The sequence below is a fragment of the Sorangium sp. So ce1153 genome (assembly GCF_051521595.1).
Taxonomy (GTDB): domain Bacteria; phylum Myxococcota_A; class Polyangia; order Polyangiales; family Polyangiaceae; genus Sorangium.
This window is the reverse complement of sequence record NZ_CP150361.1, coordinates 12,364,395-12,388,573: the sequence shown is the minus strand read 5'-3', so window position 1 is coordinate 12,388,573 and position 24,179 is coordinate 12,364,395. Positions and strand designations below refer to the sequence as shown.

General features: G+C 70.7%; 16 protein-coding genes. 11 read left to right on the top strand and 5 right to left on the bottom strand.

Annotated elements, in window-relative coordinates; all coding sequences use genetic code 11:
* Positions 1-61: 61 nt before the first annotated feature.
* The 4 genes from WME85_RS45015 (at position 62) to WME85_RS45000 (ending at position 4,777) form a co-directional block, all read left to right on the top strand.
* Positions 62-337, top strand: coding sequence for a hypothetical protein (locus WME85_RS45015; RefSeq protein ID WP_436620341.1), 276 nt, complete (start codon positions 62-64; stop codon positions 335-337).
* Positions 338-793: 456 nt separating this feature from the next.
* The gene (locus WME85_RS45010) at positions 794-3,175 is read left to right on the top strand and encodes a 3-hydroxyacyl-CoA dehydrogenase/enoyl-CoA hydratase family protein (protein ID WP_437830415.1); all 2,382 of its coding nucleotides are present in this window, start codon (positions 794-796) and stop codon (positions 3,173-3,175) included.
* A 9-nt stretch (positions 3,176-3,184) separates the two neighbouring features.
* Complete coding sequence (locus WME85_RS45005; protein ID WP_437830414.1) at positions 3,185-4,366, top strand: thiolase family protein; 1,182 nt, start codon at positions 3,185-3,187, stop codon at positions 4,364-4,366.
* Positions 4,367-4,519: 153 nt separating this feature from the next.
* Complete coding sequence (locus tag WME85_RS45000; protein ID WP_437305231.1) at positions 4,520-4,777, top strand: BolA/IbaG family iron-sulfur metabolism protein; 258 nt, start codon at positions 4,520-4,522, stop codon at positions 4,775-4,777.
* Positions 4,778-5,044: 267 nt separating this feature from the next.
* On the opposite strand, the gene WME85_RS44995 is transcribed toward WME85_RS45000, so the two are convergent.
* Positions 5,045-5,890 carry a DUF4215 domain-containing protein gene (locus WME85_RS44995; RefSeq protein WP_437830412.1) on the bottom strand — a complete coding sequence of 282 codons (846 nt, stop codon included), beginning with the start codon at positions 5,888-5,890 and terminating at the stop codon, positions 5,045-5,047.
* Between the two features lie 436 nt (positions 5,891-6,326).
* Here WME85_RS44995 and WME85_RS44990 point away from each other — a divergent pair, with 436 nt between their 5' ends.
* From WME85_RS44990 to WME85_RS44970, 5 genes are all read left to right on the top strand, one after another.
* Entirely contained in the window at positions 6,327-8,408 is a 2,082-nt protein-coding gene (locus WME85_RS44990) for an OmpA family protein (RefSeq protein WP_437830410.1), read from the top strand.
* Between the two features lie 102 nt (positions 8,409-8,510).
* Entirely contained in the window at positions 8,511-9,005 is a 495-nt protein-coding gene (locus WME85_RS44985) for a hypothetical protein (RefSeq protein WP_437830409.1), read from the top strand.
* A 91-nt stretch (positions 9,006-9,096) separates the two neighbouring features.
* Positions 9,097-10,950, top strand: coding sequence for an acyl-CoA mutase large subunit family protein (locus WME85_RS44980; RefSeq protein WP_437830408.1), 1,854 nt, complete (start codon positions 9,097-9,099; stop codon positions 10,948-10,950).
* Between the two features lie 274 nt (positions 10,951-11,224).
* A complete protein-coding gene (locus WME85_RS44975) occupies positions 11,225-12,961 on the top strand; it encodes an ABC transporter substrate-binding protein (RefSeq protein WP_437830407.1) in 1,737 nt (578 codons plus the stop codon).
* 195 nt (positions 12,962-13,156) lie between these two features.
* Positions 13,157-13,804 carry a hypothetical protein gene (locus WME85_RS44970; RefSeq protein WP_437830406.1) on the top strand — a complete coding sequence of 216 codons (648 nt, stop codon included), beginning with the start codon at positions 13,157-13,159 and terminating at the stop codon, positions 13,802-13,804.
* A 12-nt stretch (positions 13,805-13,816) separates the two neighbouring features.
* Here WME85_RS44970 and WME85_RS44965 read toward each other — a convergent pair whose 3' ends face one another.
* The 4 genes from WME85_RS44965 to WME85_RS44950 form a co-directional block, all read right to left on the bottom strand.
* Complete coding sequence (locus WME85_RS44965) at positions 13,817-14,977, bottom strand: cellulose binding domain-containing protein (RefSeq protein ID WP_437830405.1); 1,161 nt, start codon at positions 14,975-14,977, stop codon at positions 13,817-13,819.
* A 538-nt stretch (positions 14,978-15,515) separates the two neighbouring features.
* Positions 15,516-16,229: a hypothetical protein gene (locus WME85_RS44960; protein WP_437830404.1), complete on the bottom strand. Its 714-nt coding sequence runs from the start codon at positions 16,227-16,229 to the stop codon at positions 15,516-15,518.
* An 820-nt stretch (positions 16,230-17,049) separates the two neighbouring features.
* Positions 17,050-18,279 carry an AAA family ATPase gene (locus WME85_RS44955; protein WP_437830403.1) on the bottom strand — a complete coding sequence of 410 codons (1,230 nt, stop codon included), beginning with the start codon at positions 18,277-18,279 and terminating at the stop codon, positions 17,050-17,052.
* A gap of 65 nt (positions 18,280-18,344) precedes the next feature.
* Positions 18,345-19,280: an FKBP-type peptidyl-prolyl cis-trans isomerase gene (locus WME85_RS44950; RefSeq protein ID WP_437830402.1), complete on the bottom strand. Its 936-nt coding sequence runs from the start codon at positions 19,278-19,280 to the stop codon at positions 18,345-18,347.
* 187 nt (positions 19,281-19,467) lie between these two features.
* Here WME85_RS44950 and ppdK point away from each other — a divergent pair, with 187 nt between their 5' ends.
* Entirely contained in the window at positions 19,468-22,326 is a 2,859-nt protein-coding gene (ppdK, locus tag WME85_RS44945) for a pyruvate, phosphate dikinase (RefSeq protein WP_437830401.1), read from the top strand.
* 248 nt (positions 22,327-22,574) lie between these two features.
* On the top strand, positions 22,575-24,116 hold the full coding sequence (locus WME85_RS44940; RefSeq protein ID WP_437830400.1) for a hypothetical protein: 1,542 nt from the start codon (positions 22,575-22,577) through the stop codon (positions 24,114-24,116).
* Positions 24,117-24,179 lie beyond the last annotated feature (63 nt).

The following is a 24,179-nucleotide window of genomic DNA, read 5'->3' as shown; positions in this document are numbered from 1 at the left end:
GCGCTGGTAGCTTACCCGCGCCAGCACGATGCGTGCGGCCACCCCCGTCCCAGAGGAGATCATGAAGCGAGAAAAGCGACTGACCAAGCGCGAGCGGAAGGCGCTCGCGCCGGCGCGCCCGGCGGCGCCCCATCAGCACAAGCACATCCACTGCGTCGCCTGCGGCAGGCACCTCGATGAGGTGGAGTTCGGCGTGCAAGGGACGGCGACATGGCTCCAGTGCCTGCACCGGTCGCGCTTCGCTTCCTGCGTCGAGTGCGCCGAGATCTCGAAGCGCCTCCTCGCCGAGCACGACCGCACCGGGCAGCCAGTGCAGTCCGCCCAGGCGTGGCACTGAGGGCGGAATCACCGGCCGCGAGCCGCGAGCCTGATCGATAACGCCTCGGAGCTACCGCGCGCAGGCGGACGCTCTGGACAGGTGACTTCATAACCCCGCGCTCCACCGCCCGATGCATTCATCGCAGGCGCGTGGGGCACCCTCGATCACCGGAAATCAGAGGAAGAAGCTCACTGTCTGTACTCCAGGGTACGCTGACGTGTTCGCTTCCGGCGTGCCGCCCACGCGTCACCCTTCACGCCGCTTGCTCATCGCAGCTGTCGTTCTTCGCCGTACACCCGCGCTGGCGCGTGCGGTGTCACACAGCGCTCGCCGTCGCTCACCGCTCCTCGCCGCTCGCCGCGCCAGCGACGCTCAACCTCGCCCGTTCACCCCGCGGCCGTCCACCCCGGATACGCTTGCGCTCGGCGCCCTTTGCGCCAATGGTTTGCGCCCCATTCATCTCGGAGGATCTGCATGACGAAACCAATCCGCCGCGCGGGCGTCATCGGCGCGGGCGTCATGGGCAGCGGCATCGCCGCCCACTTCGCGAACGCCGGCATCGAGGTCTTGCTCCTCGATATCGTGCCCCCGAACCTCAGCGACGCTGAACGGCAGGACCCGGCCGCCCGGAGCCGCTTCGCCGCGGGCGGGCTGGAGAAGGCGCTCAAGGCCAGGCCCGCCGCGTTCTTCCACCCGTCGAACGCCCGCCTCGTGCGCACCGGCAACACCGAAGATCACTTCTCCGAGCTCGCGCAATGCGATCTCGTCATCGAGGCCATCATCGAGAAGATGGAGCCGAAGCGCGCCCTCTTCGCGCGCCTCGAGCAGGTCATGCGGCCGGACGCGATCGCGGCGTCGAACACCTCCGGGCTGCGCATCGAGGAGATGATGCAGGGGCGCTCCGAGGACTTCCGCAAGCGATTCCTCGTCATGCACTTCTTCAACCCCGTCCGGTACATGAAGCTCCTCGAGCTCGTCGCCGGCCCCGATACCGATCCGGCCGTCGTCGCGCGCGTGCGGAGGTTCGGCGAGGACGTGCTCGGCAAGGGCATCGTCTTCGGGAAGGACACCCCGAACTTCGTCGGCAATCGGATCGGCACCCACGCGATGCTCACGGCCATCCACCTCATGGTCGAGGAAGGGCTCGCGCCGGAGGACGTCGACGCCATCACCGGCGTCGCCATGGCCCACCCGAAGAGCGCGAGCTTCAGGACGGGCGATATCGTCGGGCTCGACACCTTCGCCCACGTCGCCGAGAACTGTCACGCGTCGCTCGAGCGCGACGAGGACCGCGAGGTCTTCAAGCTGCCCGCCTACATCCGGAGCATGATCGAGGCGAAGCTCCTCGGCGACAAGACCAAGGGCGGCTTCTACCGCAAGACCAAGGACGGGCTCGAGACGCTCGACCCCGCGAAGCTCCAGTATCGCCCGCACGGCGGCGACGAGGCGATCAAGAAGGCCACCCGGTCGTGCGAGAAGATCGAGGACCCGGCCGCGCGCGTGAAGAAGCTCGCGAGCGACCAGGGCAAGGCAGGGCAGTTCGCCTGGAAGGTGCTCTCGCGCTCGCTCGCGTACACGGCGCGGCGGGTCGGCGAGATCGCCGACAGCATCGTGGCCATCGATGACGCCATGCGCTGGGGGTACAACTGGGAGCTCGGGCCCTTCCAGACGTGGGACGCGCTCGGCTTCGCCGAGACCGTCGAGCGCATGCAGAAGGACGGCCTCAAGCTGCCCGAGTCGATCCTCCGCATGAAGCAGAGCGGCGCGACCTCGTTCTACCGCGCCGATGGAGCGGTGTTCGACCTCCTCAAGGGGGAGTACGTCGCCCAGAAGGTCGATCCGAGGAACGTCACGCTGGCCGGCGCGCGCGCGGCCGCGAAGGGCGTGAAGGCCGTGCTCGCCAACGACGGCGCGGAGGCATGGGACCTCGGCGACGGCGTGCTCGGCGTCACCTTCAAGACCAAGGCGAACAGCCTCGATCCGGACTCGATCGGGATGCTCTCGCTCGCCGCGGAGAAGGCCGAGCAGGACTTCCGCGCGCTCGTGGTCTTCAACCAGGGCGAGCACTTCTGCGTCGGCGCCAACCTGTTCCTCGTGGTGATGGCCGCGGGCAACAAGGACTGGGACGCGATCCGCAAGATGGTGAAGGGGTACCAGGACGCGACGCAGCGGCTGAAGTACGCGAGCGTCCCGGTCGTGGCCGCGCCCTACGGGATGACCCTGGGCGGCGGGCTCGAGCTCTGCTTCGCCTGCGACGCGGTGCAGGCCTCGGCGGAGACGTACGCGGGGCTCGTCGAGGTCGGCGTCGGCCTGATCCCGGGCGGCGCCGGGACGCTCAACATGCTCTGGCGCGCGTTCGAGGGCATCCCGGAGGGCGTGCCGGTGAACTCGTACGACCTCGTGACGCAGGTCTTCAAGAACATCGCCCTCGCCAAGGTCGCGACCAGCGCGGACGAGGCGAAGGCGCTCGGCTTCTTCCGCAAGACCGACGGCGTCTCGTTCGACCGGGCGCGCCAGCTGTACGAGGTGAAGGCGCGCGCCGTCGGGATGGCCGAGGCCGGGTACCACGCGCCCGTGCCGCGCGCCTACAAGCTCCCGGGCGAGAGCGGGATCGCGACGCTGCAGATGATGATCGACACGCTCGTCGCCGGCGGCCACGCCAGCGAGCACGACGCGAAGATCGCGCGCAAGCTCGCCGAGGTGCTCTGCGGCGGCGCCGGGGGCGCGGCGCGCGAGGTGACCGAGGAGGAGATCCTCGAGCTCGAGCGCGAGGCGTTCGTCAGCCTGTGCGGTGAGCCCAAGAGCGCTGAGCGAATGCAGTACATGCTGATGAACAACAAGCCCCTTCGGAACTAGGTGAACGCCATGGTCGACGTCGTAATTGCAGAGGCCGTCCGCTCGGCCGTTGGCCGGGCCCACAAAGGGTCGCTCGCGCAGAAGCGCCCCGACGAGCTCGCGGGCGAGGTCGTCGCCGCGCTGCTCCAGCGCGTCCCCCAGGTGAAGCCGGAGGACGTCGAGGACCTCGTCCTCGGCTGCGCCATGCCGGAAGGCGAGCAGGGGCTCAACGTCGCGCGACCCGTCTCGCTCCTCGGCGGGATGCCGCAGGAGGCGTCCGCGATCACCATCAACCGCTTCTGCTCGAGCGGGCTCCAGGCGATCGCCATGGCCGCGGGTAGCATCGCGATGGGATCGGTCGACATCGCCATCGCCGGCGGCGTCGAGTCGATGACGATGGTCCCGATGACCGGGAACAAGCTCAGCGCGTCGCCGGAGGCGATGGAGCGGTGTCCGACGGTGTACACGCCGATGGGCATCACCGCGGAGAACGTGGCGAACAGGTTCCAGGTCAGCCGCGCCGACCAGGACGCGTTCGCGCTGAAGAGCCACCAGAAGGCGGCGGCCGCGCGCGCGGAGGGGCGGTTCGAGGACGAGATCGTCACCGTGAAGGGGGTGCGCTACGAGAACGGCAAGCGCGCGACGTTCGACTTCCGCACCGATGAGCTGATCCGCAAGGAGACCACCGCGGAGGCGCTCGCCGGGCTGAAGCCGTCGTTCGCGGCGAAGGGGAGCGTCACCCCGGGCAACAGCTCGCCGCTGTCGGACGGCGCCGCCGCCGCGCTCGTGATGAGCAAGGCCAAGGCGGACGCGCTCGGCGTGAAGCCGCTCGGGTTCTTCCGGTCGTTCGTGACCGTCGGCGTCGACCCGGCGATCATGGGCATCGGCCCGGTGCCCGCGGTGCGGAAGCTGCTCGCGAGGACCGGGCTGAAGATCGCCGACATCGACCTCTTCGAGGTCAACGAGGCGTTCGCCTCGCAGGCGGTCTACGTGCAGCGGACGCTCGAGATCCCGGAGGAGAAGCTCAACGTGAACGGCGGCGCGATCGCGCTCGGGCACCCGCTCGGGTGCACCGGCGCGAAGCTCACCGCGACCGCCCTCTACGAGCTGCGCCGTCGCGGCGGCCGGTACGCCATCGTCACGATGTGCATCGGCGGCGGCATGGGCGCAGCCGGCCTCGTCGAGCTGGCCAGCAGGGCCGCGAGCACCTGAGCCCCGCCCGCCGGTTCCGCCCCGCTAATCCCGCCCCGCTAATCCCGCCCCGCTGATCCCTCGTTGCCGGCCGCATTCACGGCGCGCCCCGCCGGGGCCCGAGCCCCGCGCGCCGGCTTTCCCGCGGCGGGGCGATGACCTATAGATCGCCCCATGTCCATCCACCTGACCACCTTTCAAGGGTCGATCCCGGACGCCCTGAAGCGCGCCATCGAAGAGAAGATCGAAGGCTCCACCGCCGAGGTGACCGGCGGCGGAGGGCACTTCAACCTCGTCGTGACCTCGCCGGTGTTCGCCGGCAAGAGCATGCTGGAGAGCCAGCGGCTGGTCTACGGGGCGATCGCGCACCTCATGGCCGGCGACCAGGCGCCCGTCCACGCGATAGACAGCCTGAAAACCCGCACCCCTTGAGCGGGGCGCACCCGGAGCGGGGCGCACCCGCGGCGGATACGGGCCCACCTCGACGTTTTCGGTGCTCGGCGTACGAGAGTACGCCTGCGCGCCGAAAACGCCGATCTGGGCCCGTCTCCTGTGCGGGTGTGCCCCGCTCGGCGAGCGCAGATCAGCGGGTAGGGGACTGGGGCGGGTCGATCAGCGGGCGGGGGACTGGGGCGGGTCGATCAGCGGGCCGGGGACTCGGGCGGGTCGATCGGCGGGCGGGGGACTGGGGCGGGTCGATCAGCGGTGGGGGGCGGAGGGGCGGCCTCGGACGCCATCGCCTTCCGGCTCGCAGGTGCCGCTGCAGCCGTCGCCGTCGAGGGTGTTGCCGTCGTCACAGCCCTCCCCGGCGGTGAGGATGCCGTCGCCGCACACGGGGACGCACGCGCTGGGCTCGCCACTGCAGGTGTAGCCGTAGTTGACGTCGCAATCGACGCTGCAACCGTCAGCGCCGACCGTGTTTCCGTCGTCGCACATCTCGCTGCCGATGAGCAGGCCGTCGCCGCAGAGCGGGCCGCAGGCGCTCGGCTCGCCGTTGCAGTCGTAGCCCGCCTCGATCACGCAGACCGCGCTGCAGCCGTCCTCGTCCTCGACGTCGCCGTCGTCGCAGGACTCGGCGCCGCGCACGAGGCCGTCACCGCACATCGTCGAGCAGATGCTCGGGGCGTCGGCGCAGGTGTAACCCGCCTCGACAGCGCAGTCCGCGTCGCAGCCGTCCTCCGCCGCGGTGTCGCCGTCATCGCACTCCTCGGCGCCGGCCACGACGCCGTCGCCACAGACACCGCCGCCCTCGCCGCCACCGTCACCGCCGCTCCCGCCGCTCCCGCCGCCACCGTCACCGCCGCTCCCGCCACCGCCGCTCCCGCCGCCGCCGTCACCGCCGCTCTTCCCGCCGCCGCCCTCGCCGCCTGCGCTCGTGGTCCCGCCGGCGCTCGCCGACGTCGCGCTCGACACGGAGCTCGCGCCGCCCGTGCCGGAGGCGCCCCCACCGGACCCGCCGCCGCCGTCGGAGCCGCCGCCTCCACACGCCGACAGCCCCATGATCGCGGTCGCCGCGGCCACCCTCGTCCACTTCGCTTGCAGCATCCATCCCCTCCAGGCGCGAGGTCCTCGCGCGACGGTGGCCTCCCCTGAGCGCCCTCCGAGCACCTGTTGCAGCAATCCTTCCACGGAATACCCGCCTCCGATCGGCAGGACAACTCTGGCTCCACGCGCCCCATCGCGCTCGCCGTGCCATCGCCGCCGGCGGCGACGCCGGACGCCAGCCCGCGCTCCCCGCCGACAGGTCCACGATCGCGCCCGCCGAGGGGCGGCGATCGCGCACCGCGCCCTCCACGCCCGCCGCGCCCGCCGGGACGCGCGGCGCGTGGACATTTCTGATCCAGGTATCCGGCCCGCGCCGCCGCGGAGACCCGCCGCGCCGTCTGTTTGACACCGGAATTCACGCGGTGGTACGTGGCGCCAAGCGCCACATCCAGGCGCGCTTGCCCGATCGCGACCTCACGAACCCGAGGACCTTGCCATGATGCCTCGTTCCCCGTTGCTCCCCGCCGCCCCGCCCCCAGGCGGCCCCGGCGCGCCAGACGACCGGCGCGCGCTGCCCGCCCACGGTCGCCCCAGCCGCCCCGGCCGCGTCGGCGTCGGGCTGCTCTCCATGCTCCTCGGCGCGGCGATCACCGCCGCCGCGCCGGACGCCGCCGCGCAGGCCGCGGACAGCACGCGCACGGGCAACGGCGCCAACGGCGACGGCATGGACCTGCACCTGTTCCGGCCGGCCGTCGACTCCAAAGGGCTCTTCTCGGTCAACGGCGCGGACATCCTCGGCGCCAACGACATCAGCCTGGGGCTCGTGCTCGATTACGGGCACAACATCATGCCGCTCGCCGACAACGAACGGCAGACGAAGGTGATGCTGAATCACGCCTTCCAGGGGACATTCCAGTTCAATTACGGCATCGCCAACTTCCTCGTCCTCGGGCTCTCGGTCCCGGTGGTGCTCAACGGGGCGAAGGCTGTCGACGACATCGGCCCAGGGCCCGGCGCGAACTACAACGACAACGCGCTCGACGCCCAGACCCTCGGCAACCTGGCGATCCACGCGAAGCTGCGCCTGCTCCGCCCGGATCAGGACGTGATCGGGCTCTCGCTGATCGCCCAGGCCGGCGTCGGCGTGGGCGGGTCCGAGGATTTCGCCTCGGACCCCGGGTTCTTCTTCTGGCCGCAGATCGTGCTGGAGAAGCGGCTCGGCATCACCAACCCGTTCCGGATCGCGGTGAACGCCGGCTACCGCGGCCACACCGGGAAGAACCCCGCGTTCGGCCTGCGCCAGGACGGCATGACCTTCCAGCTCAAGGAAGGAGACTTCGAGTACTCCGACCTGCTCACCGGCGGGTTCGGGATGAGCTTCCGCGTCCTCACGCCGCTCGATCTCGTGGCCGAGACCTACCTGACGCAGCAGGTCGGCGGCGGCGACAGCAGCAAGCAAAAGCTGTCGGCCGAGGCGCTCGGGGGCATCAAGCTCTTCATCGAGCGGAACAGCTTCCTCATGCTGGGCGCCGGCTTCGGGTACACGCCCGGGTTCCAGTCGGCGGAGCAGCGCGCGACGCTCGGGTTCGTCTTCGAGCCGTCCATCGGCGACCGCGACGGCGACGGGATCAAGGACGACCAGGACGACTGCCCCGACGAGCCGGAGGACTTCGACGGCTTCCAGGACACCAAGGCGGACTCGCCCCCCGGCAAGTACGGTTGCCCGGACCCCGACAACGACGAGGACGGCATCCTCGACGTCGACGATCGCTGCCCCAACAACCCGGAGGACCGCGACGGCGACGAGGACGACGACGGCTGCCCGGAGGGGAGCGACGGCGATCGCGACGGCGACGGCATCCTCGACTCGCGCGACAAGTGCCCGGACGACCCGGAGGACCGCGACGGCTTCCAGGACAAGGACGGCTGCCCCGACCCCGACAACGACAAGGACGGCATCCCCGACAAGTCCGACCAGTGCCCGAACGACCCGGAGGACAAGGACGACTTCGAGGACGAGGACGGCTGCCCCGACCCCGACAACGATCGGGACGGCATCCCGGACGTGGCCGACAAGTGCCCGAACGATCCGGAGACGTTCAACGGCCTCGAGGACGAGGACGGGTGCCCGGACAAGGGCAGTGTCGTGATCGAGGAGAACAACATCGTCATCCTCGAGAAGATCCAGTTCGCGACCGGCAGCGCCGAGATCCTCCCGGAGTCGTTCGGCATCGTGCAGGCCGTCGCCGAGACGCTCAAGCACCACCCGGAGTTCTCGATGATCGAGGTGCAGGGGCACGCCGACGAGCGCTCGGCCGACGCCTACAACCTCAAGCTGACCCAGTCCCGCGCGGACGCTGTCGTCGCGGCGCTCGTGCAGCGCGGGGTCAACAGGAACGCGGTGCGCGCCATGGGCTACGGCGAGTACTGCCCCCTCGACCCGGCCCACAACGCGCCGGCCTGGGAGAAGAACCGGCGCGTCGAGTTCAAGGTCGTGCGCACCGACAAGGGGCCGACGAACGTGGAGCTCGGCTGCGCCCTGGCCCGATCCAAGGGCGTCGTCCCGCCGCCGCCCTGAGCGGAGCTCGCCGCGCGCGCCGCTTGCCACCGGCCCCCAGCCGCGCGCGCGGCGCCGCCGATCTGGACAGGACAGGTCGGCCCGGGAGAGAGTGAGACCACCATGAAGGCCCGCGCCAGGCTCTCCGCCGCCGCAGCGACGCTCGCCGCCGCGGCGAGCGGCTGCATCGACACAGACGCCGCCGTGTTCGTCGCGCCCTCCATCGCCGCGCCCGAGGCGACCGTCTCCGCGGGGGCGCTCGGGACCGGCCTCCAGGCGACCTTCACGCTGCAGCTGCACCTCGGCTCGCGGGCGAGCGGCCCCAGCCGCGTCGCGGTCCGCACCTTCGAGATCGCGAGCGCCGATCAGAAGACCTCGATCGTCGCGCCCCTCACCGTCGAGACCACGACGGCGCTGCCGGTCGAGGTCGCTCCGGGCAGCGACGTCGCCGTGGCGTTCACCGCCGACACGAGCGCCGAGGGCGGGACCCTCCCGAGCGAGGCCGCGGCGGCGCTCTGCGCCGCGGAGGGCATCCGCATCACGGGCTCGATCGAGGACTCGCTGGAAGACGGGGCGACGCCGGTCGCCTCCGACGTGTTCCACGCGCGCTGCCCGTGACGCGCCGCGTGCGCTCCGCGCCGGCGCGCCCGCGGCGGCGTTTCCCGCGTTGCACGGCGCCATCGCGCGCGGGCCGCGCTAGATAGAGTCCATGGCGTACGAAGAGCGCACCCACCCTCCGGAGGCCGAAGCGGACCGCGCGCACAGGTCGCCGGCTCCAGCCGACGAGAGCAGCGCCGACGCGCTCCGTTCCACGAAAGCTTCCACGACAGCTTCCACGAACGGTTCCGCGAACGATTACACGAACGGCGGAGGCGGCGAGGGGCTCGGGCTCGACGAGGGCGGGCTCGCCGCGCTCCGGCGCGCGGTGGCCGCGTGGCGCGAGGGCCCGGTCGCCGAGGCGTCGGCGCGCTTCCCGCCGCGCAGCGAGCGCTTCTCGACCTGGAGCGGCGTCGACGTGCCCGATCTCGTGACGCCCGCCGACGCGCCGCTCGACTACACGAAGGAGCTCGGGCTGCCCGGGGAGTACCCGTTCACGCGGGGCGTCCAGCCGACGATGTACCGCGGCAAGCTCTGGACGATGCGGATGTTCGCCGGCTTCGGCACGCCGGAGCAGACGAACGCGCGGTTCAAATACCTGCTCGCCGAGGGGCAGACGGGCCTCTCCACCGCCTTCGATTTCCCGACGCTCATGGGCTACGACTCCGACTCTCCGCGGTCGCTCGGCGAGGTCGGGATGTGCGGTGTCGCGGTCGACACGCTCCGCGACATGGAGGTGCTCTTCGACGGCATCCCGCTCGACCAGGTGACGACGTCGATGACCATCAACGGCCCGGCCGTCGTGCTGCTCGCGTTCTACATCGCGCTCGCCGACAAGCGCGGGATCCCGCGCAAGCGGATCGGCGGCACCGTGCAGAACGACTGCCTTAAGGAGTTCATCGCCCAGCACGCCTGGCTCGTCCCGCCGCGCCCGGCGATGCGCATCGTGACGGACATGATCGAGTTCTGCGCGCGCGAGGTGCCGCGGTGGAACTCCGTGTCCATCAGCGGCTACCACATCCGCGAGGCGGGCTCGACCGCCGCGCAGGAGCTCGCGTTCACGCTCGCGGACGGGCTCGCGTACGTCGAGAGCTGCATCGAGCGCGGCCTCGACGTCGACTCCTTCGCGCCGCGCCTCTCGTTCTTCTTCGACGTCCACAACGACTTCTTCGAGGAGATCGCGAAGCTCCGCGCCGCGCGCCGCATGTGGGCGCGGTTCCTCAAGGAGCGTTACGGGGCGAAGCGGGCCGAGAGCATGAAGCTGCGGACGCACGCGCAGACGGCCGGCGTCTCGCTGACGGCGCAGCAGCCCTACAACAACGTGGTCCGCGTCTCGCTCCAGGCGCTCGCCGCCGTGCTCGGCGGCACCCAGTCGCTCCACACGAACTCGCTCGACGAGACCTATGCGCTCCCGACCGAGGAGAGCGTGACCATCGCCCTCCGGACGCAGCAGATCATCGCCCACGAGAGCGGCGTCGCGAACACGATCGATCCGCTCGGGGGCAGCTACTACGTCGAGTGGCTGACGGACCGCCTGGAGCAGGAGGCGCTCGCGTACATCCAGCGGATCGACGAGATGGGCGGGATGGTGCCCGCCATCGAGAAGGGGTATCCGCAGCGCGAGATCGCCGCCTCGGCTTACCGCTTCCAGCGAGAGCTGGAGTCGGACGAGCGGATCATGGTGGGCGTCAACCGCTATGCCGCGGCGGGCGAGAAGACGATCCCCCTCCTCCGCATCGACGAGGAGGTGCAGCGCGTGCAGTGCGAGAACCTCGCCCGGGTCAAGGCCGAGCGCGATCAGGACCGGGTGCGGCGCGCGCTGGCCGAGGTGCGAAACAGCGCACGCGGCGGCGACAACCTCATGCCCCCCATCATCGCGGCGGCCAGCGTGTACGCGACCGAGCAGGAGATCTGCGACGTGCTGCGGGACGTCATGGGAACGTACAGCGATCCGGCAGAATTCTGATCTGGCTCGCTCGACTCCGGGGCGCCCGCTCCGGCGTGCGCATCCGATCAGGTCGCGCACCGCACCGGCGGCCCAGGAACCCCCCTCAATTCGTCAGGTTGACACTTCTCTACGTCGGCCGGTAGAGTGCGCCGGCGTCAGGGTGCCGCAGTCGCGGCTCATCCGTGGCGCCGCCGTACGGTCTGCTGTTGTCGCTGCGCTGCGGCGCTGCGTGCTGTCGGTCGAGTGAGAGGATCGTCGCGGGCGACCGAGGTCGCCGCGAGGGAGCAAGCTTATGAAGAGTCGATCCATGTCGCGCCGCATTTTTGCCCTGTCGGCGCTACTTCTGTCCGTCGGCGCCACGGCGGCTTGTGGCAACAAGGAAGGGACCGAGAACGCCGGCAAGGAGCCGGCGGGCGCGAACTCGGCCAATCCCGGGGCCGGGGCCGCGGGGGCGAAGAACGCCGGCTCGAAGTTCGTCACCATCTCCAGGGAGCAGCAGGCGTCCTGGGTGCGCAACTTCAACCCGCTGCTCGGCGAGGGCAGCGTGCGCTTCCCCACCGTCGCCGGCATCTACGAGCCGCTCATCGTTTACAACACGATGAAGGGCGAGTTCATGCCCTGGCTCGCGACGAAGTACGAGTGGAGCGACTCGAACAAGAAGCTCACCTTCACGACCCGCACCGAGGTCAAGTGGTCTGACGGACAGCCCTTCTCGGCGAAGGACGTCGCGTTCACGTTCGGGCTCCTCAAGAAGTTCCCGGCGCTCGATCTCACGGGCGTCTGGAAGCTCGTCGACTCGGTCGAGGCCAAGAACGACACCACGGTCGAGTTCATCTTCAAGGAGCCCTTCGTCCCCGGGCTCAGCTACATCGGCCACCAGCCGATCGTGCCGGAGCACAAGTGGAAGGACGTCGCCGACCCGGTCACGTTCACGAACGAGAACCCCGTCGCGACGGGGCCCTTCACCGAGGTGAAGACGTTCCAGAACCAGATCTACGAGCTCGGCAAGAACCCGCACTACTGGCAGAAGGGCAAGCCGGCTGTCGAAGGGCTGCGGTTCCCGGCATACCCGGGCAACGACCAGGCGAACCTGGCGCTCATCAACGGCGAGGTCGACTGGGCCGGCAACTTCGTCCCGGACATCGACAAGACCTACGTCTCCAAGGACCCTGAGAACAACCACTACTGGTTCCCGCTCGTCGGCGGCACCGTGACGCTCTACCCGAACGCCACGAAGAAGCCGTTCAACGACATCAAGCTGCGCAAGGCCATCAGCATGGCCATCGACCGGGCCCAGATCGCCAAGATCGCGGTCAATGGCTACACGGTCGGCGCGGACGCGACGGGGCTCGACGACGCCTACGCGCGCTGGCGGAACGAGAAGGCGGCGGCGGCGGACTGGACCACCTACGATGTGGCCAAGGCGAACGCCCTCCTCGACGAGGCCGGCTACGCCAAGGGCGCGGACGGCATCCGGGCGAAGGACGGCAAGCCGCTGAAGTTCGACATCAACGTCGTGACCGGCTGGTCCGACTGGGTGCGCGCGGTCCAGATCACCACGCAGAACCTGAAGGCGGTCGGCATCGAGGCGACGCTGAAGACGTACGACTTCAGCGCGTTCTTCGAGGCGCTCCAGAAGGGCACGTTCGACATGTCGATGGGCTGGACGAACACCGAGCCCACGCCGTTCAACTTCTACCGCGATCTCATGGGCACGGAGTTCGTGAAGCCCGTCGGCGAGGCCACGACGCGCAACTGGCACCGCTTCGGCGCCAAGGAGGCCGAGCCGCTGTTCAAGCAGTTCGCGTCCGCGACGGATCCGGCCGATCAGAAGCGCATCATCGACGAGCTGCAGATGATCTACTCGCAGCAGGTGCCGGTCATCCCGCTGTTCAAGAACCCCTCCTGGGGCGAGTACAGCACGAAGCGCTTCGTCGGGTGGCCCAGCAAGGAGAACCCGTACGCCAAGCTGTCGCCGAACAACCCGCCGGACTACCTCATCGTCCTGACCGAGATCAAGCCGAAGTGAAGGCTGCTCGCGCTGCGCGCCGGCTACCCGGCGCGTAGCGCCGTCGCCGCGCGCGCATTGCGTACCTGGCGCGTACCTGGCGCGCACCCGGTGTGTACTTGGTCCGTGCCAGGCGCGCGCAGCGGCGGCTCCCCTCCTCTCGGCATTCAGCACAAACCTTGGCCGTCGCCGGCGCCGGTGCGAAGATCGCGCCGTATGCTCCACTCGGGCGTCCGACTCGCACGCTTCGCTGCGCTCCTCTCCGGAGTCGCCCTCGCCGCTTGCAGCGGTAACCAGCACGCAGGCGCCGCCGCGTTCTGGGAGGGCGGCACCATCGAACCGTCCGCGCGGGTGGATGATCAGCAGGGGGCGAAGCAGAAGGCGCCGCGGCGCGCGGTCGGCACGCCCGACGACTTCAGCGGCGCCCCGAGCGCGCCGCAGGAGCGGGTGTCCTCCTGGGTCGGCGTGCGGCACGACCTCGCGCTCGCGCGCGCCGCGGCGCCGAAGGAGCGCTGCAGCTGCCTGGCGGTGGAGGTGGGGGAGGCCCGGGATCCCAGGTTCCAGTGGGCGGCCGGCGCCCCGGAGACCGGGGCCGACACGCTCGCCGTCGCCCTGAGCGCGCGCGGGGTGTCCTGCCCGGGCGGCCCTGCGGACGAGGAGAGCCGGCGGCCCTCGATCTCCGCGGTCGATCAGGAAGGGAACGACGTGATCGTCGAGGTCGAGGAGCTGCCGCCCGGGCGGCCCCTCGCGACAGGCGCGGTGATCCCGAGGCCGGCGCCGGGCGGGGCGATCTACGTGAAGGCGCGGAGCGCGAAGGTGCCCTATGCGCGCGCCGCCACCGGGGCGCGCTGCAAGGTCTACTGAGCCGGCCGCACCTCAGTCGGCGGGGGCGCCCGCGCAGATCCAGTCGTTGATGGTCTTGATGTCGGCCGCGGGGAGCGGCGTGCCCGGGGGCATCCTGCTCTCGTCGGGGTCGCACAGGCCGGTGTCGTTCAGCTTGTTCATGAGGTAGCTGCTGCTCGGCGAGCCCGGCACGACCAGCGCGTGCTCGCTGGAGCAGGAGCGGGCGTCCTGATCGACGAGCGCGCCGACCGCCATGGCCTGGCGGAGATCGAGCCCCGCCGGAGCGGCGGGGCTACCGTGGCAGCCCGCGCAGCTCCGCGTCAGGATCGGGTGCACATCGGCGAAGGTCGCGGTGTCCGGGCCGCAGGCCGGATCGATCGAGCTCCCGCCGCCCTCGCCGCCCGCGCCGCCGACGCCAGCGGTGGTGGTGCTGCCGGCGCCCTCGCCGCCCGCGCCGCCGACGCCAGCGGTGGTGGCGGTGGTGCCGGCGCCCTCGCCGCCCGCGCCGCCGACGCCAGCGGTGGTGGTGGTGGTGCCGGCGCCCTCGCCGCCCGCGCCGCCGACGCCAGCGGTGGTGGTGGTGGTGGCGCCCTCGCCGCCTGCGCCGCCGACGCCAGCAGTGGTGGTGCTGGTGCCGGCGCCCTCGCCGCCTGCACCAGCGGTGGTGGTGGTGCCGGCGCCCTCGCCGCCTGCACCAGCGGTGGTGGTGCCGGCGCCCTCGCCGCCCGCGCCGGCGGTGGTGACGTCACCTCCCTCGCCGCCCGCGCCGCCGGTCCCCGTGGCGCCGCCCTCTCCACCGCCGCTGCTCGCGGACGTGCTCGAGCTGCTGCTGGAGGAAGCGCTCGTGCTGGTGGTCGAGCCTCCGGGGCCGTTGACCGATACGAGCGCAGGCCTCCCGGTCCCGCTCCCGCAGAACCCCCACACCGTCGAGGCCCCGGGCTTCAGCGTGTTGTAGCTCTCATTGATGGCGGTGAACTGCTCCCCCGACGGGGTGACGCGCACGTTCCATGCGTTGTTCAACGTCGAGCCGTTGAGCCCGATGACCACGCCCCAGCTGGCGGGCGGGACGTCGCGCCCGTCATTTACCGTCGTGTTCTTTACCGTCACGCTCGCGCAGTACCCGTTTCCCCACTGAGCGGGGAGCGTGAGCTCCGCCTGGATCGTGCCATCCGGGCTGCTCAGCGCGGAGTGCAAGGAGTCGCCCTGCTCGTCGCCGCCAGTTCCAGGGCTGCAAGCGAGCAAAAAGCATGCGAACGAAGCGGAGAAGCTGCCAAGTAAGCGAGTGGTACGCATCAAGTCTCTCCAGGTAAGATCGGCGGAATCGCAGGTTCTGTTCTAAGTGAATAAGTGAATAAGGAGACCTGCAAATTCGGCCGATTCATTGGTTTGGGCTCCACATTCCCGGCCGGTGATCTGTTGATCACGGCTGTGTCCGCCATTCATGCCGATTTCTTCGAGTATGTCTGTGTCTGCCACGGTGTACAGGCCTCGTTGAGCAGGACTGTGTCCGTCCCTGTGTACCTACCTCATCAAACATGGTTGTGCTGGCAGGTTTGGTGTCCGGAATGCCCCGCTATCGTTGTCGGAGCGATCCTTGTACACAGGCGCGACAGCGCGCGGTGCGGTCCATGTCATCTGCCGGTGGAGGGCAGACGCGCCTTTCGGAGCTCGTCGAGCTCGCTGTCCCTTCGAGGCGCTCCGGAAGGCACGTTGCTACCGAGCCGGTCGCATCTCAGTCGGCGGGGGCGCCCGCGCAGATCCAGTCGTTGATCTTCTTGATGTCGGCCGCGGGCAGCGGCGCTCCCGGGGGCATGCTGCTCTCGTCGGGGTCGCACAGACCGGCGTCGTTCAGCTTGTTCATGAGGTAGCTGCTGCTCGGCGAGAACGGCACGACGAGGGCGTGCTCGCTGGAGCAGGAGCGGGCGTCCTTACCGACGAGCGCGCCGACCGCCATGGCCTGGCGGAGGTCGAGCCCGGCCGACGGAGCGGTAGGGCTACCGTGGCAGTACTGGTTCGCGCAGCCCTCCAGGACTGGCCGCACATCGGCGAAGGTCGCGGTGTCCGGGCCGCAGGCGGGATCGACCGGAGGCGCGCCGCCGGCGCCGCTGCCGCCCGTGCCGGCGGTGGTGGTGCCGCCGCCCGCGCCGCCCGCGCCGCCCTCGCCGCCCGTGGTGGTGCCGCCGCCCTCGCCGCCCTCGCCGCCCGCGCCGCCCGTGGTGGTGCCGCCGCCCTCGCCGGTGCTGGCGGTGGTGCCGCCGCCCTCGCCGGTGCTGGCGCCGCCGCCCGCGCCGCCCGTGCCGGCGGTGGTGGTGCCGCCGCCCGTGCCGGCGGTGGTGCTGCCCTGGCCGGAGCTGCTGGCGCTGCCGGTCGTGCTGGCGGCGTCGCCGCCGCCCTCGCCGATGTTGTCTTCGATGTAGTCCTTGATCTCGTCAGCGGAGCAGGCCATCGCCGAGAGGCCGATGGTCAGACAAAAGACCAGTCGAAGCGGAGTGTTGAAGTAAAGCAAGGTACCTCTTCCTGGTGTTGGTCGCGCGACGTCCGCCGCGCAAGCGATTCAAGGAGAGGATAGAAAGCATGCCGGCGCTCACGATGCAATGCGTGATGACGGGCGAGCAGGTCGCTTTGTGCATGGAATCACTGCAATGCAATGGCATCGCTGAAATACGATGTCCGTCATGGCCTTGTTTGTGGTGTGTAGACGGGGGTCGCTGTCGTATACCCAGGGACGCCTCGCATCCTGGTGACGTTTGGAAAATGTCAGTCGAGGTTCATCCCTGTGTTCTCGCAACGTGCTCGAATGGCAGCATCGTGCGCAGATGGGATTGAATGACAGGCGAGGATCGAGAAATTCTCTCTCTCGCTTGGCGTCCCGACGGCTTTTTCCTCCGTTCCGCCGCCAAAAGCACGGCCTGGGCCATGATCTGCCTGGCGTATGTCGTCGACATACGCCGCGAGTCCTTCGCGTCTGGAGAGCGAGCGAGGAATCGAGTACTGCAAACTTCCGAGCGGACCCGACTCTCAGCTCGCTCCGTGCAGCAGATCGCCAGCCAGAGCCCAGCTCCGCGTCGCCGTCGCTCTCCGGCCAAGCGCCCCACGGTAGGCCCCCGGAGAGGGAGCTCTCCGCGCGGGGTGGGGGATGGGCCGATGTCTGAGCCCGATAGGCTCTCTCTTCCGGCTCCGCCGGAAGAGAGAGCCTATCGGGCGAGTTCGGCGGGGCCCCCACCCCGCGCGGAGAGCTCCCTCTCCGGGGGCCGGGCAACCCGGCACTACCCCGCGAGCGCCTTGGAGAAGAGCAGCTCCCCCGCGTCGCGCTCCGCGATCTCCGCGAAGCGCGGCAGCTCCGCGAGCCGGCGCGCCGTCGTGGCGGAGGTCTCCGGATCGCGCTCGAACGCGATCGCGCGGCTGAGCCCCTGCTTGGAGACCGCCCTGAGCAGCGCCGGCGAGTGCGTCGTCGCCACGATCTGGCAGACCGACGGCCGCGCCGCCCCCTCGAGGAGCTGCGCGAGCACGCCCGCGCGCTCGGGGTGCAGCCCGGCGTCCGGGTCCTCCACCAGGAGGAGCGAGCCCTCCGGCGCGGTGAGCACGCCGGCGATCTTGCCGAGCGCGCGCAGCGCGCCGTCCGGCAGGCTCGGCGCCGGCACGCGGGCGCCGTCCTTCTCGACGAGCACCATCATCACATCGCCGAGGCCCGTCTCCGCAAACTCGATATCGCTGATCTCGGGCGCGAAGATCGACCGCACCCACCCGAGCACGTCGGCCTTGTGATCGGCCTCCTGGCACAGCCAGCGGAGCACCGCGGAGAGGTTCTGCCCGCCGGCGCCGAGGTTCTCGATCTCGTGCGGCACGTAGCCCCTCATCCGCGAAGGATCGATGTCGAGCGACAGCGTGCTCCGCATCGCGACCTGGAGCGCGTTGCAGAGCGCGATGACGTCCGCGAGGCTCACGTCATCCGCGCGCCCGCGGTGGTGCTCGATCTGGCCGAGCAGGCTGCGCCGCGCGGGGTTGCGATCCATCGAGGCGATCCGCATCGAGCGGCCCTTCTTGGACGCCGCCTTCATCGCGTGGCCCGCGGCGAACCCCTCGAGCCCCTTCAGCGCCGATGTCGGCGTGTCGAAGAGCAGCCCGCCCGCCGACCGCGCCTCGAGCGACTCGTGCTCCACGATCACGTCGGGCTCGACCTGACACGTGATCTTGTGTGTGAGCTCCTCCTTCCCGATCATCCATCGGCTCTCGATGGTGAACGATTTGGCGCCCCTGTGCGTGGCCCCCTGCGTGCCGCCGCGCAGGCCCGGCCAGACCTCGCGCTTGCCGTCGACTCGGCCGCGGAAGATGTCGCACAAGGGGAGGTCCAGCCCGACACCCTGCAGGAAGCGCAGGGCGTCGAGGAAATTGCTCTTGCCGGAGCCGTTCGCCCCGAGCAGCAGCGTGAAGGGGGAGAGCTCCACCGTTTGATCGGCGAAGCTCTTGAAGTTCTTGAGTCGAATGGATGTCAGCATGCCTGGCCGCTCGCATCGTCCATGTAGCCAGGCAGTCGGCCGGATGTAAAGCGCCGGCCGACGTATCAGCGAAAGTCGATGAGCTCGATGTCGAACACGAGCGTGCCGGCGGGTGCGCCGGGGCGCGTCGGCTTCTCGCCGTACGCGAGCTCCGCCGGGATCCAGAAGCGCGTCTTCTCGCCTTTCACCATCAGCTGTACGCCCTCGGTCCACCCCTTGATCACGCCGCCCACCGGGAAGGTGGCCGGCTCGTCGCGCACGATGGAGCTATCGAACATCTTCCCGTCGGTCGTCCATCCCGTGTAGTGCACGGTGACGCGGCTCGTCGGCTTCGGGTGCTCCGTGCCCGTGCCCTTCTGGAGGACCTGGTAGGCGAGCCCCGAGGCGGTCTTCTTGGCGCTCTTGGGCGCCGCCTTCACGTCCTTCGGCGCGGGCGGGGGCTTCGGCGCGGGCGCGAAGTCGAGCAGCTCGACGTCGAACACGAGCATTCCAGCGGGAGCGCCCGGGCGCGTGGGCCGGTCGCCGTAGGCGAGGCTCCCGGGGATCCAGAGGCGGCGCTTCTCGCCCTTGCTCATGAGCTGGAGCGCCTCCGTCCAGCCCTTGATCACGCCGCCCACCGGGAAGGTGGCCGGCTCGTTGCGCACGATCGAGCTGTCGAACATCTTCCCGTCCGTGGTCCACCCCGTGTAGTGAACGGTCACCTTGTCGTCGGGGCCGGGGTGCGCCTGGTCCTTGCCCGGCGTCAGCACCTTGAACGCGAGGCCCGATGCCGTCTTCTGCGCGTCCGCGGGCGGCGCGGCGACGTCGGGCGGCGCGGGCAAGCCGGCGGGCTCGGCAGGCGGCGCCTGCGCCGCGGTGGGATCGTCGGTGGGCGCGGCCGGCGCGGAGGGAGCGGCCGAGGCGGGCGCCGGGGATTCGGCGACCGGCTGGGGGCTTGGCTTCTGGTCGCAAGCCCCGAGAGGGAGGGTGAGGATGGCGAGGAGGATGGCGCAGCGCTTCATGCGACGCTTCATAGCTCGTCCGCCGTCAAAGGCAGGTATTTTTGGCGAGGTGCGGGCTGCGCCACGCGCTTCCGTCGGTCGCGGATCCAACAGGCGCCGCGCGCCGCCCAACAGGCGCCGTGCGCCGTCCTCGCCGCCGTTCGAGGATCTCGACCGGACTGCGCGGACGATCTAGCGTGCGCCCGCCATGGCGAGATCGATTTACTTCTTCGGCGCAGGGCAGGCGGACGGGGACGCACAACAGAAGGACCTGCTCGGCGGCAAGGGGGCGGGCCTCGCGGAGATGACTCGACTCGGCATCCCGGTGCCGCCGGGCTTCACGCTCACCACCGAGGTCTGCAACGCGTATTACGCCGCGGGCAAGGTGCTCCCCGCCGGCGTCGAAGACGAGATCGAGGCGGCGATCGGCCGGCTGGAGTCGCTGCTCGGCGCGAGGTTCGGGAGCCCCGAGGCGCCGCTGCTCGTGTCGGTCCGCTCGGGCGCGCGCGCGTCGATGCCGGGAATGATGGATACCATCCTGAACCTCGGGATGAACGACGAGATCGCGGCCGGGCTCGCGCGGCGCACGGGCAGCGAGCGATTCGCGCTGGACGCTCATCGGCGGTTCATCCTGACATACTCCGATATCGTGCTCGGGGTGCCTCGCGACCGCTTCGAGGAGGCGCTCGGCCGCGCGCGCAGGGACGCTGCGGCGCGGCTCGGCGTCGACGCGACGCGGCTGAACTCCGCGGAGCTCGAGCGCAAGGTGCCCGACTCCCTGCTTGATCCGGCGTCGCTCGCGGCCCTGGTCCAGCGGCAGAAGGAGATCGTCCTCGGGGCCACGGGGAACCCGTTTCCCGATGATCCGCGCGCGCAGCTCGGGGGCGCGATCCGCGCCGTATTCGACAGCTGGAACAACCACCGTGCCCAGGTATACCGGAAGATGCACGATATCCCGGAGGCGTGGGGGACTGCGTGCAACGTCCAGGCGATGGTGTTCGGCAACCTGGGTGACGACTCCGGCACCGGCGTGGCGTTCACGCGCGATCCGTCGACGGGAGAGCGGCGCTTCTACGGCGAGTGGCTCCCCAACGCCCAGGGCGAGGACGTCGTGGCGGGCGTGCGCACGCCGCACCCGCTGTCGAGGGCCGGTTCGGGCGGCGGGGCCGGTTCGGGCGGCGTGGCCACGCCGGGCGGCGGGGCCACGCCGGGCGGCGGGGCGACGTCGGGCGGCGGGGCGACGTCGGACGACGCGCCCACGTCGGACGACGCGAGCTCGCTCGAGGCGCGGATGCCGGAGGCCTACGCGCAGCTCGTCGCGGTGCAGGCCAGGCTCGAGCAGCACTTCCGCGACATGCAAGACCTGGAGTTCACGATCCAGCGGGGCGAGCTCTTCCTGCTCCAGTGTCGCACCGGCAAGCGCACGGGCCGGGCGGCCGTGCGCATCGCGGTCGAGATGGCCAGGGAGGGGCTGATCTGCCAGCGCGAGGCGATCCTGCGGGTGGATCCGGGCTCGATCGATCAGCTGCTCCACCCGAGCATCGACGAGGGCGCGCCGAAGCGGCTGCTCGCGCGGGGCCTGCCGGCGAGCCCCGGGGCGGCGACGGGGCAGGTCGTGTTCAGCGCGGACGAGGCGGAGCGGCGCGCTGGCCAGGGCAAGGCGGTGATCCTCGTGCGCTCCGAGACGTCGCCGGAGGACATCCACGGCATGAAGGCGGCGCGCGGCGTCCTGACGGCCCGCGGCGGCATGACGAGCCACGCGGCCGTGGTGGCGCGCGGGATGGGCAAGAGCTGCGTCGCCGGCTGCTCGGCCGTCAGCGTGAGCCAGGGCCAGATGGCGGTGACGATCTACGACGATCACGGGCACGCGACCGGCTCGATCACGGTGAAGGCGGGCGACCTGATCACGCTCGACGGCGGCACCGGCAGGGTCTACCTCGGGGCGGTGCCGACCGTGCCGGCGGCGCTGAGCGGCGAGTTCGAGGAGCTCATCGGCTGGGCCGACGCGGTCCGGCGCCTGCGCGTGCGGTCGAACGCCGACACGCCCCACGACGCCCGGACGGCGCGCAACTTCGGCGCGGAGGGCATCGGGCTCTGCCGCACCGAGCACATGTTCTTCGACGAGGAGCGCATCCAGGCGGTGCGCGAGATGATCCTCGCCGACGGCGAGGCCGGGCGGCGGCGCGCGCTCGCGAAGCTGCTCCCCTTCCAGCGCGGCGATTTCGTGGGTGTTTTCCGGGAGATGGCCGGTCTGCCCGTCACCATCCGGCTGCTCGATCCGCCGCTGCACGAGTTCCTGCCGCAGGACGAGGCGCAGCTCGAGCAGCTCTCGAAGGCGGTGGGGGTCAGCGCGAAGGAGCTCCGGCGCAAGAGCCAGGAGCTCGCCGAGTACAACCCCATGCTCGGCCACCGCGGCTGCCGGCTCGCGATCACGTCGCCGGAGATCTACGAGATGCAGGCGCGCGCCATCCTCGAGGCGGCGTGCGAGGTCGCGGCGGCGGGCGTCGAGGTCGAGCCCGAGATCATGATCCCGCTCAGCATGACCCGGCGCGAGCTCGCCATCACGCGCGCGCTCGTCGAGGGCGTCGCGGAGCAGGTGTTCGCCGAGAAGGGGCGGAGGGTCGATGTCCGGTTCGGGACGATGATCGAGCTCCCGCGCGCCGCGATCATGGCCGGCGAGCTGGCCGAGGAGGCGGAGTTCTTCAGCTTCGGCACGAACGACCTCACGCAGACGACGCTCGGCATCTCGCGCGACGACGCGGGCCGGTTCCTCGGCGCGTACGTCGAGGCCGGCATCTTCGCGAAGGATCCGTTCCAGTCGCTGGACGTGCCTGGCGTCGGGGCGCTGGTCGAGCTCGCGCGGGATCGCGGGCGCGCGGCGCGGCCGGGGCTGAAGCTCGGTATCTGCGGCGAGCACGGCGGCGACCCGAGCTCGATCGGGTTCTTCGAGCGGGCCGGGCTCGATTACGTCTCGTGCTCTCCTTTCCGCGTCCCGGTCGCCCGGCTCGCCGCCGCGCAAGCCGCGCTCACGGCCGAGTCCGCGAGGGGTCCGCGCGCGACGGACTGAGCGGCTCGGGCGCGAAAACGTCAGCCGACGTCAGCAGACGTCTGCTGACGGCGGCGGGACGGCAGCAGACGTCTCCAGAGGACGCGGTGACATCCGTTCTCACGAGCGTGCATTGACGCGCTCACGAGCGTGCTTTGGAGTCTCTCCGGGTCTGCTAAGACAGGAACCTCGCTGTTGAACGCGGGTGTCTGGCGGGGCGCTCCTCCTGGCCCACGCCGCTCCACCGCGCGCTGGCGACTGGAGGTTTCATGCGTCATCTCGGCGTCTCCTCTGCGCTCCTCGCTGTTCTGGGGGCCGCGGCCTCGGGTGCGTTCGTCGCGGTCGGCTGTAATGCCTCGGGCCCGCGCCCGGATCTCGGCGCCGGCGGCTCATCGTCCGGCGGCGCCGGAGGACAGGGCGGCGCCGGAGGACAGGGCGGCGCGGGGGGCGGCGGGGCCGCTTCTCCGGGGGACGCTCCGGGCGGCGTCATCCCTTCCGGCGGCGACGCGGGGGTCGTCGACGGGGCGGTGAACCCGTGCGGCACCCAGTGCGGCCCCGAGGAGCTCTGTGACGTGAACCACCTCGGCCTCGACGACGACTGCGACGGTCAGGTCGACGAGACGTGCTCCTGCGTCGCGGGTCAGGCGCGCGCGTGCTTCATGGGCGATCCCTCGTACCGCGCGGTGGAGGGGTGTTTTCCGGGCACCGAGCTGTGCAACGAGGTCGGCGTGTGGGGGCCGTGCCTCGGCGGCCGGCACGCGACCGAGAGCTGCTTCAACGAGAGCCCCGCGGGCTGCCACGCGCTGCAGGCGCCCCCGTTCGCCGACGTGGACCTGAAGGAAGGGACAGGCACGTTCAGCGTGGACGCCGAGCCTGGCTCGGAGACCTGGACCGTCGTTTGCCCCACCGGCATCGATCCGTGTCCGTCGGTGTCCGGCACGAGCCCGGCGGATGACTACAAGCCGCTCCAGTCGGGGGAGTACAAGGTTGTTTACACGAAGCGCCTCGCGGACGGCACGACCGACTCGTGCGAGTACGCGCTCTACGTCGGCGCGCCCGGCCTGCGGGTCGAGCTCGAGTGGGAGCACGACCTCGGCGGGAACGGCGTGGATCTCGATCTGCACCTGCACCAGCCGGACGACACGCAGCCGTGGCGGGTGGCCGGCTCGCCGAGCGACTGCGGTTACAACAACTGCACCGTGGACATGCTGGCGGAGGATCCGGAGCTCCGCTGGTTCAGCGACACGGCGGCGCCGCCGGAGCCGGTGAGCTGGTACGCGGACCCGGTGGAGGCCAAGAACACCTGCTACCACGCCCCTCGCGGCGCCGGGCAGGCGTGGCGCGACCTCGGCCGCGGGTGCCATAACCCGCGGCTCGACATCGACAACATCACCTGCGACCCCGGCGTCACGGACCCGAACCGGGACGACTTCTGTGCGCCCGAGAACATCAACATCGACTTCCCGCCGCTCGGGAAGTGGACGCGGATCGGCGTCCATTACTACTCGGGGCACGGGCGTGACTACGCGGTCCACCCGCGGATCAAGATCTTCTGCCATGGCGCCCTCGGGGCGGATCTCGGCCCGGCGGGGTTCCACGACCCGGAGGCGCCCGTCACGTTCGCGTCGAGCGACGGGAGCACGCGGTACTGGCTCGTCGCCGACGTCGCGTTCGTCGACGGGGGCGAGTGCGGCGAGGACACCTGCGTGGTGAGGCCGCTCTACGAGGACGAGGCGACGAGGACCCCGCTGCTGACGACGCGGTCGTCCGTGGAGGCGAGCTTCGGTCCGGCGTACCTGCCGCCGCCCTGATGCCGGTCTTTGCCCTGGGGCCGCGGGCGCTCCGGGGTCGCGGGCGCCCTCCCCGGGGGCGCT

Bases quoted from the DNA above. Each gene is read 5' to 3' on its own strand.
- WME85_RS44980 (WP_437830408.1), top strand. From the start codon at position 9,097: ATGGCGTACGAAGAGCGCACCCACCCTCCGGAGGCCGAAGCGGACCGC.
- WME85_RS44950 (WP_437830402.1), bottom strand. From the start codon at position 19,280: ATGAAGCGCTGCGCCATCCTCCTCGCCATCCTCACCCTCCCTCTCGGG.
- WME85_RS44985 (WP_437830409.1), top strand. From the start codon at position 8,511: ATGAAGGCCCGCGCCAGGCTCTCCGCCGCCGCAGCGACGCTCGCCGCC.
- WME85_RS44955 (WP_437830403.1), bottom strand. From the start codon at position 18,279: ATGCTGACATCCATTCGACTCAAGAACTTCAAGAGCTTCGCCGATCAA.
- WME85_RS44940 (WP_437830400.1), top strand. From the start codon at position 22,575: ATGCGTCATCTCGGCGTCTCCTCTGCGCTCCTCGCTGTTCTGGGGGCC.
- WME85_RS44970 (WP_437830406.1), top strand. From the start codon at position 13,157: ATGCTCCACTCGGGCGTCCGACTCGCACGCTTCGCTGCGCTCCTCTCC.
- ppdK (WP_437830401.1), top strand. From the start codon at position 19,468: ATGGCGAGATCGATTTACTTCTTCGGCGCAGGGCAGGCGGACGGGGAC.
- WME85_RS44975 (WP_437830407.1), top strand. From the start codon at position 11,225: ATGAAGAGTCGATCCATGTCGCGCCGCATTTTTGCCCTGTCGGCGCTA.
- WME85_RS45000 (WP_437305231.1), top strand. From the start codon at position 4,520: ATGTCCATCCACCTGACCACCTTTCAAGGGTCGATCCCGGACGCCCTG.
- WME85_RS44960 (WP_437830404.1), bottom strand. From the start codon at position 16,229: ATGGCCTGCTCCGCTGACGAGATCAAGGACTACATCGAAGACAACATC.
- WME85_RS44995 (WP_437830412.1), bottom strand. From the start codon at position 5,890: ATGCTGCAAGCGAAGTGGACGAGGGTGGCCGCGGCGACCGCGATCATG.
- WME85_RS45010 (WP_437830415.1), top strand. From the start codon at position 794: ATGACGAAACCAATCCGCCGCGCGGGCGTCATCGGCGCGGGCGTCATG.
- WME85_RS45005 (WP_437830414.1), top strand. From the start codon at position 3,185: ATGGTCGACGTCGTAATTGCAGAGGCCGTCCGCTCGGCCGTTGGCCGG.
- WME85_RS45015 (WP_436620341.1), top strand. From the start codon at position 62: ATGAAGCGAGAAAAGCGACTGACCAAGCGCGAGCGGAAGGCGCTCGCG.
- WME85_RS44990 (WP_437830410.1), top strand. From the start codon at position 6,327: ATGATGCCTCGTTCCCCGTTGCTCCCCGCCGCCCCGCCCCCAGGCGGC.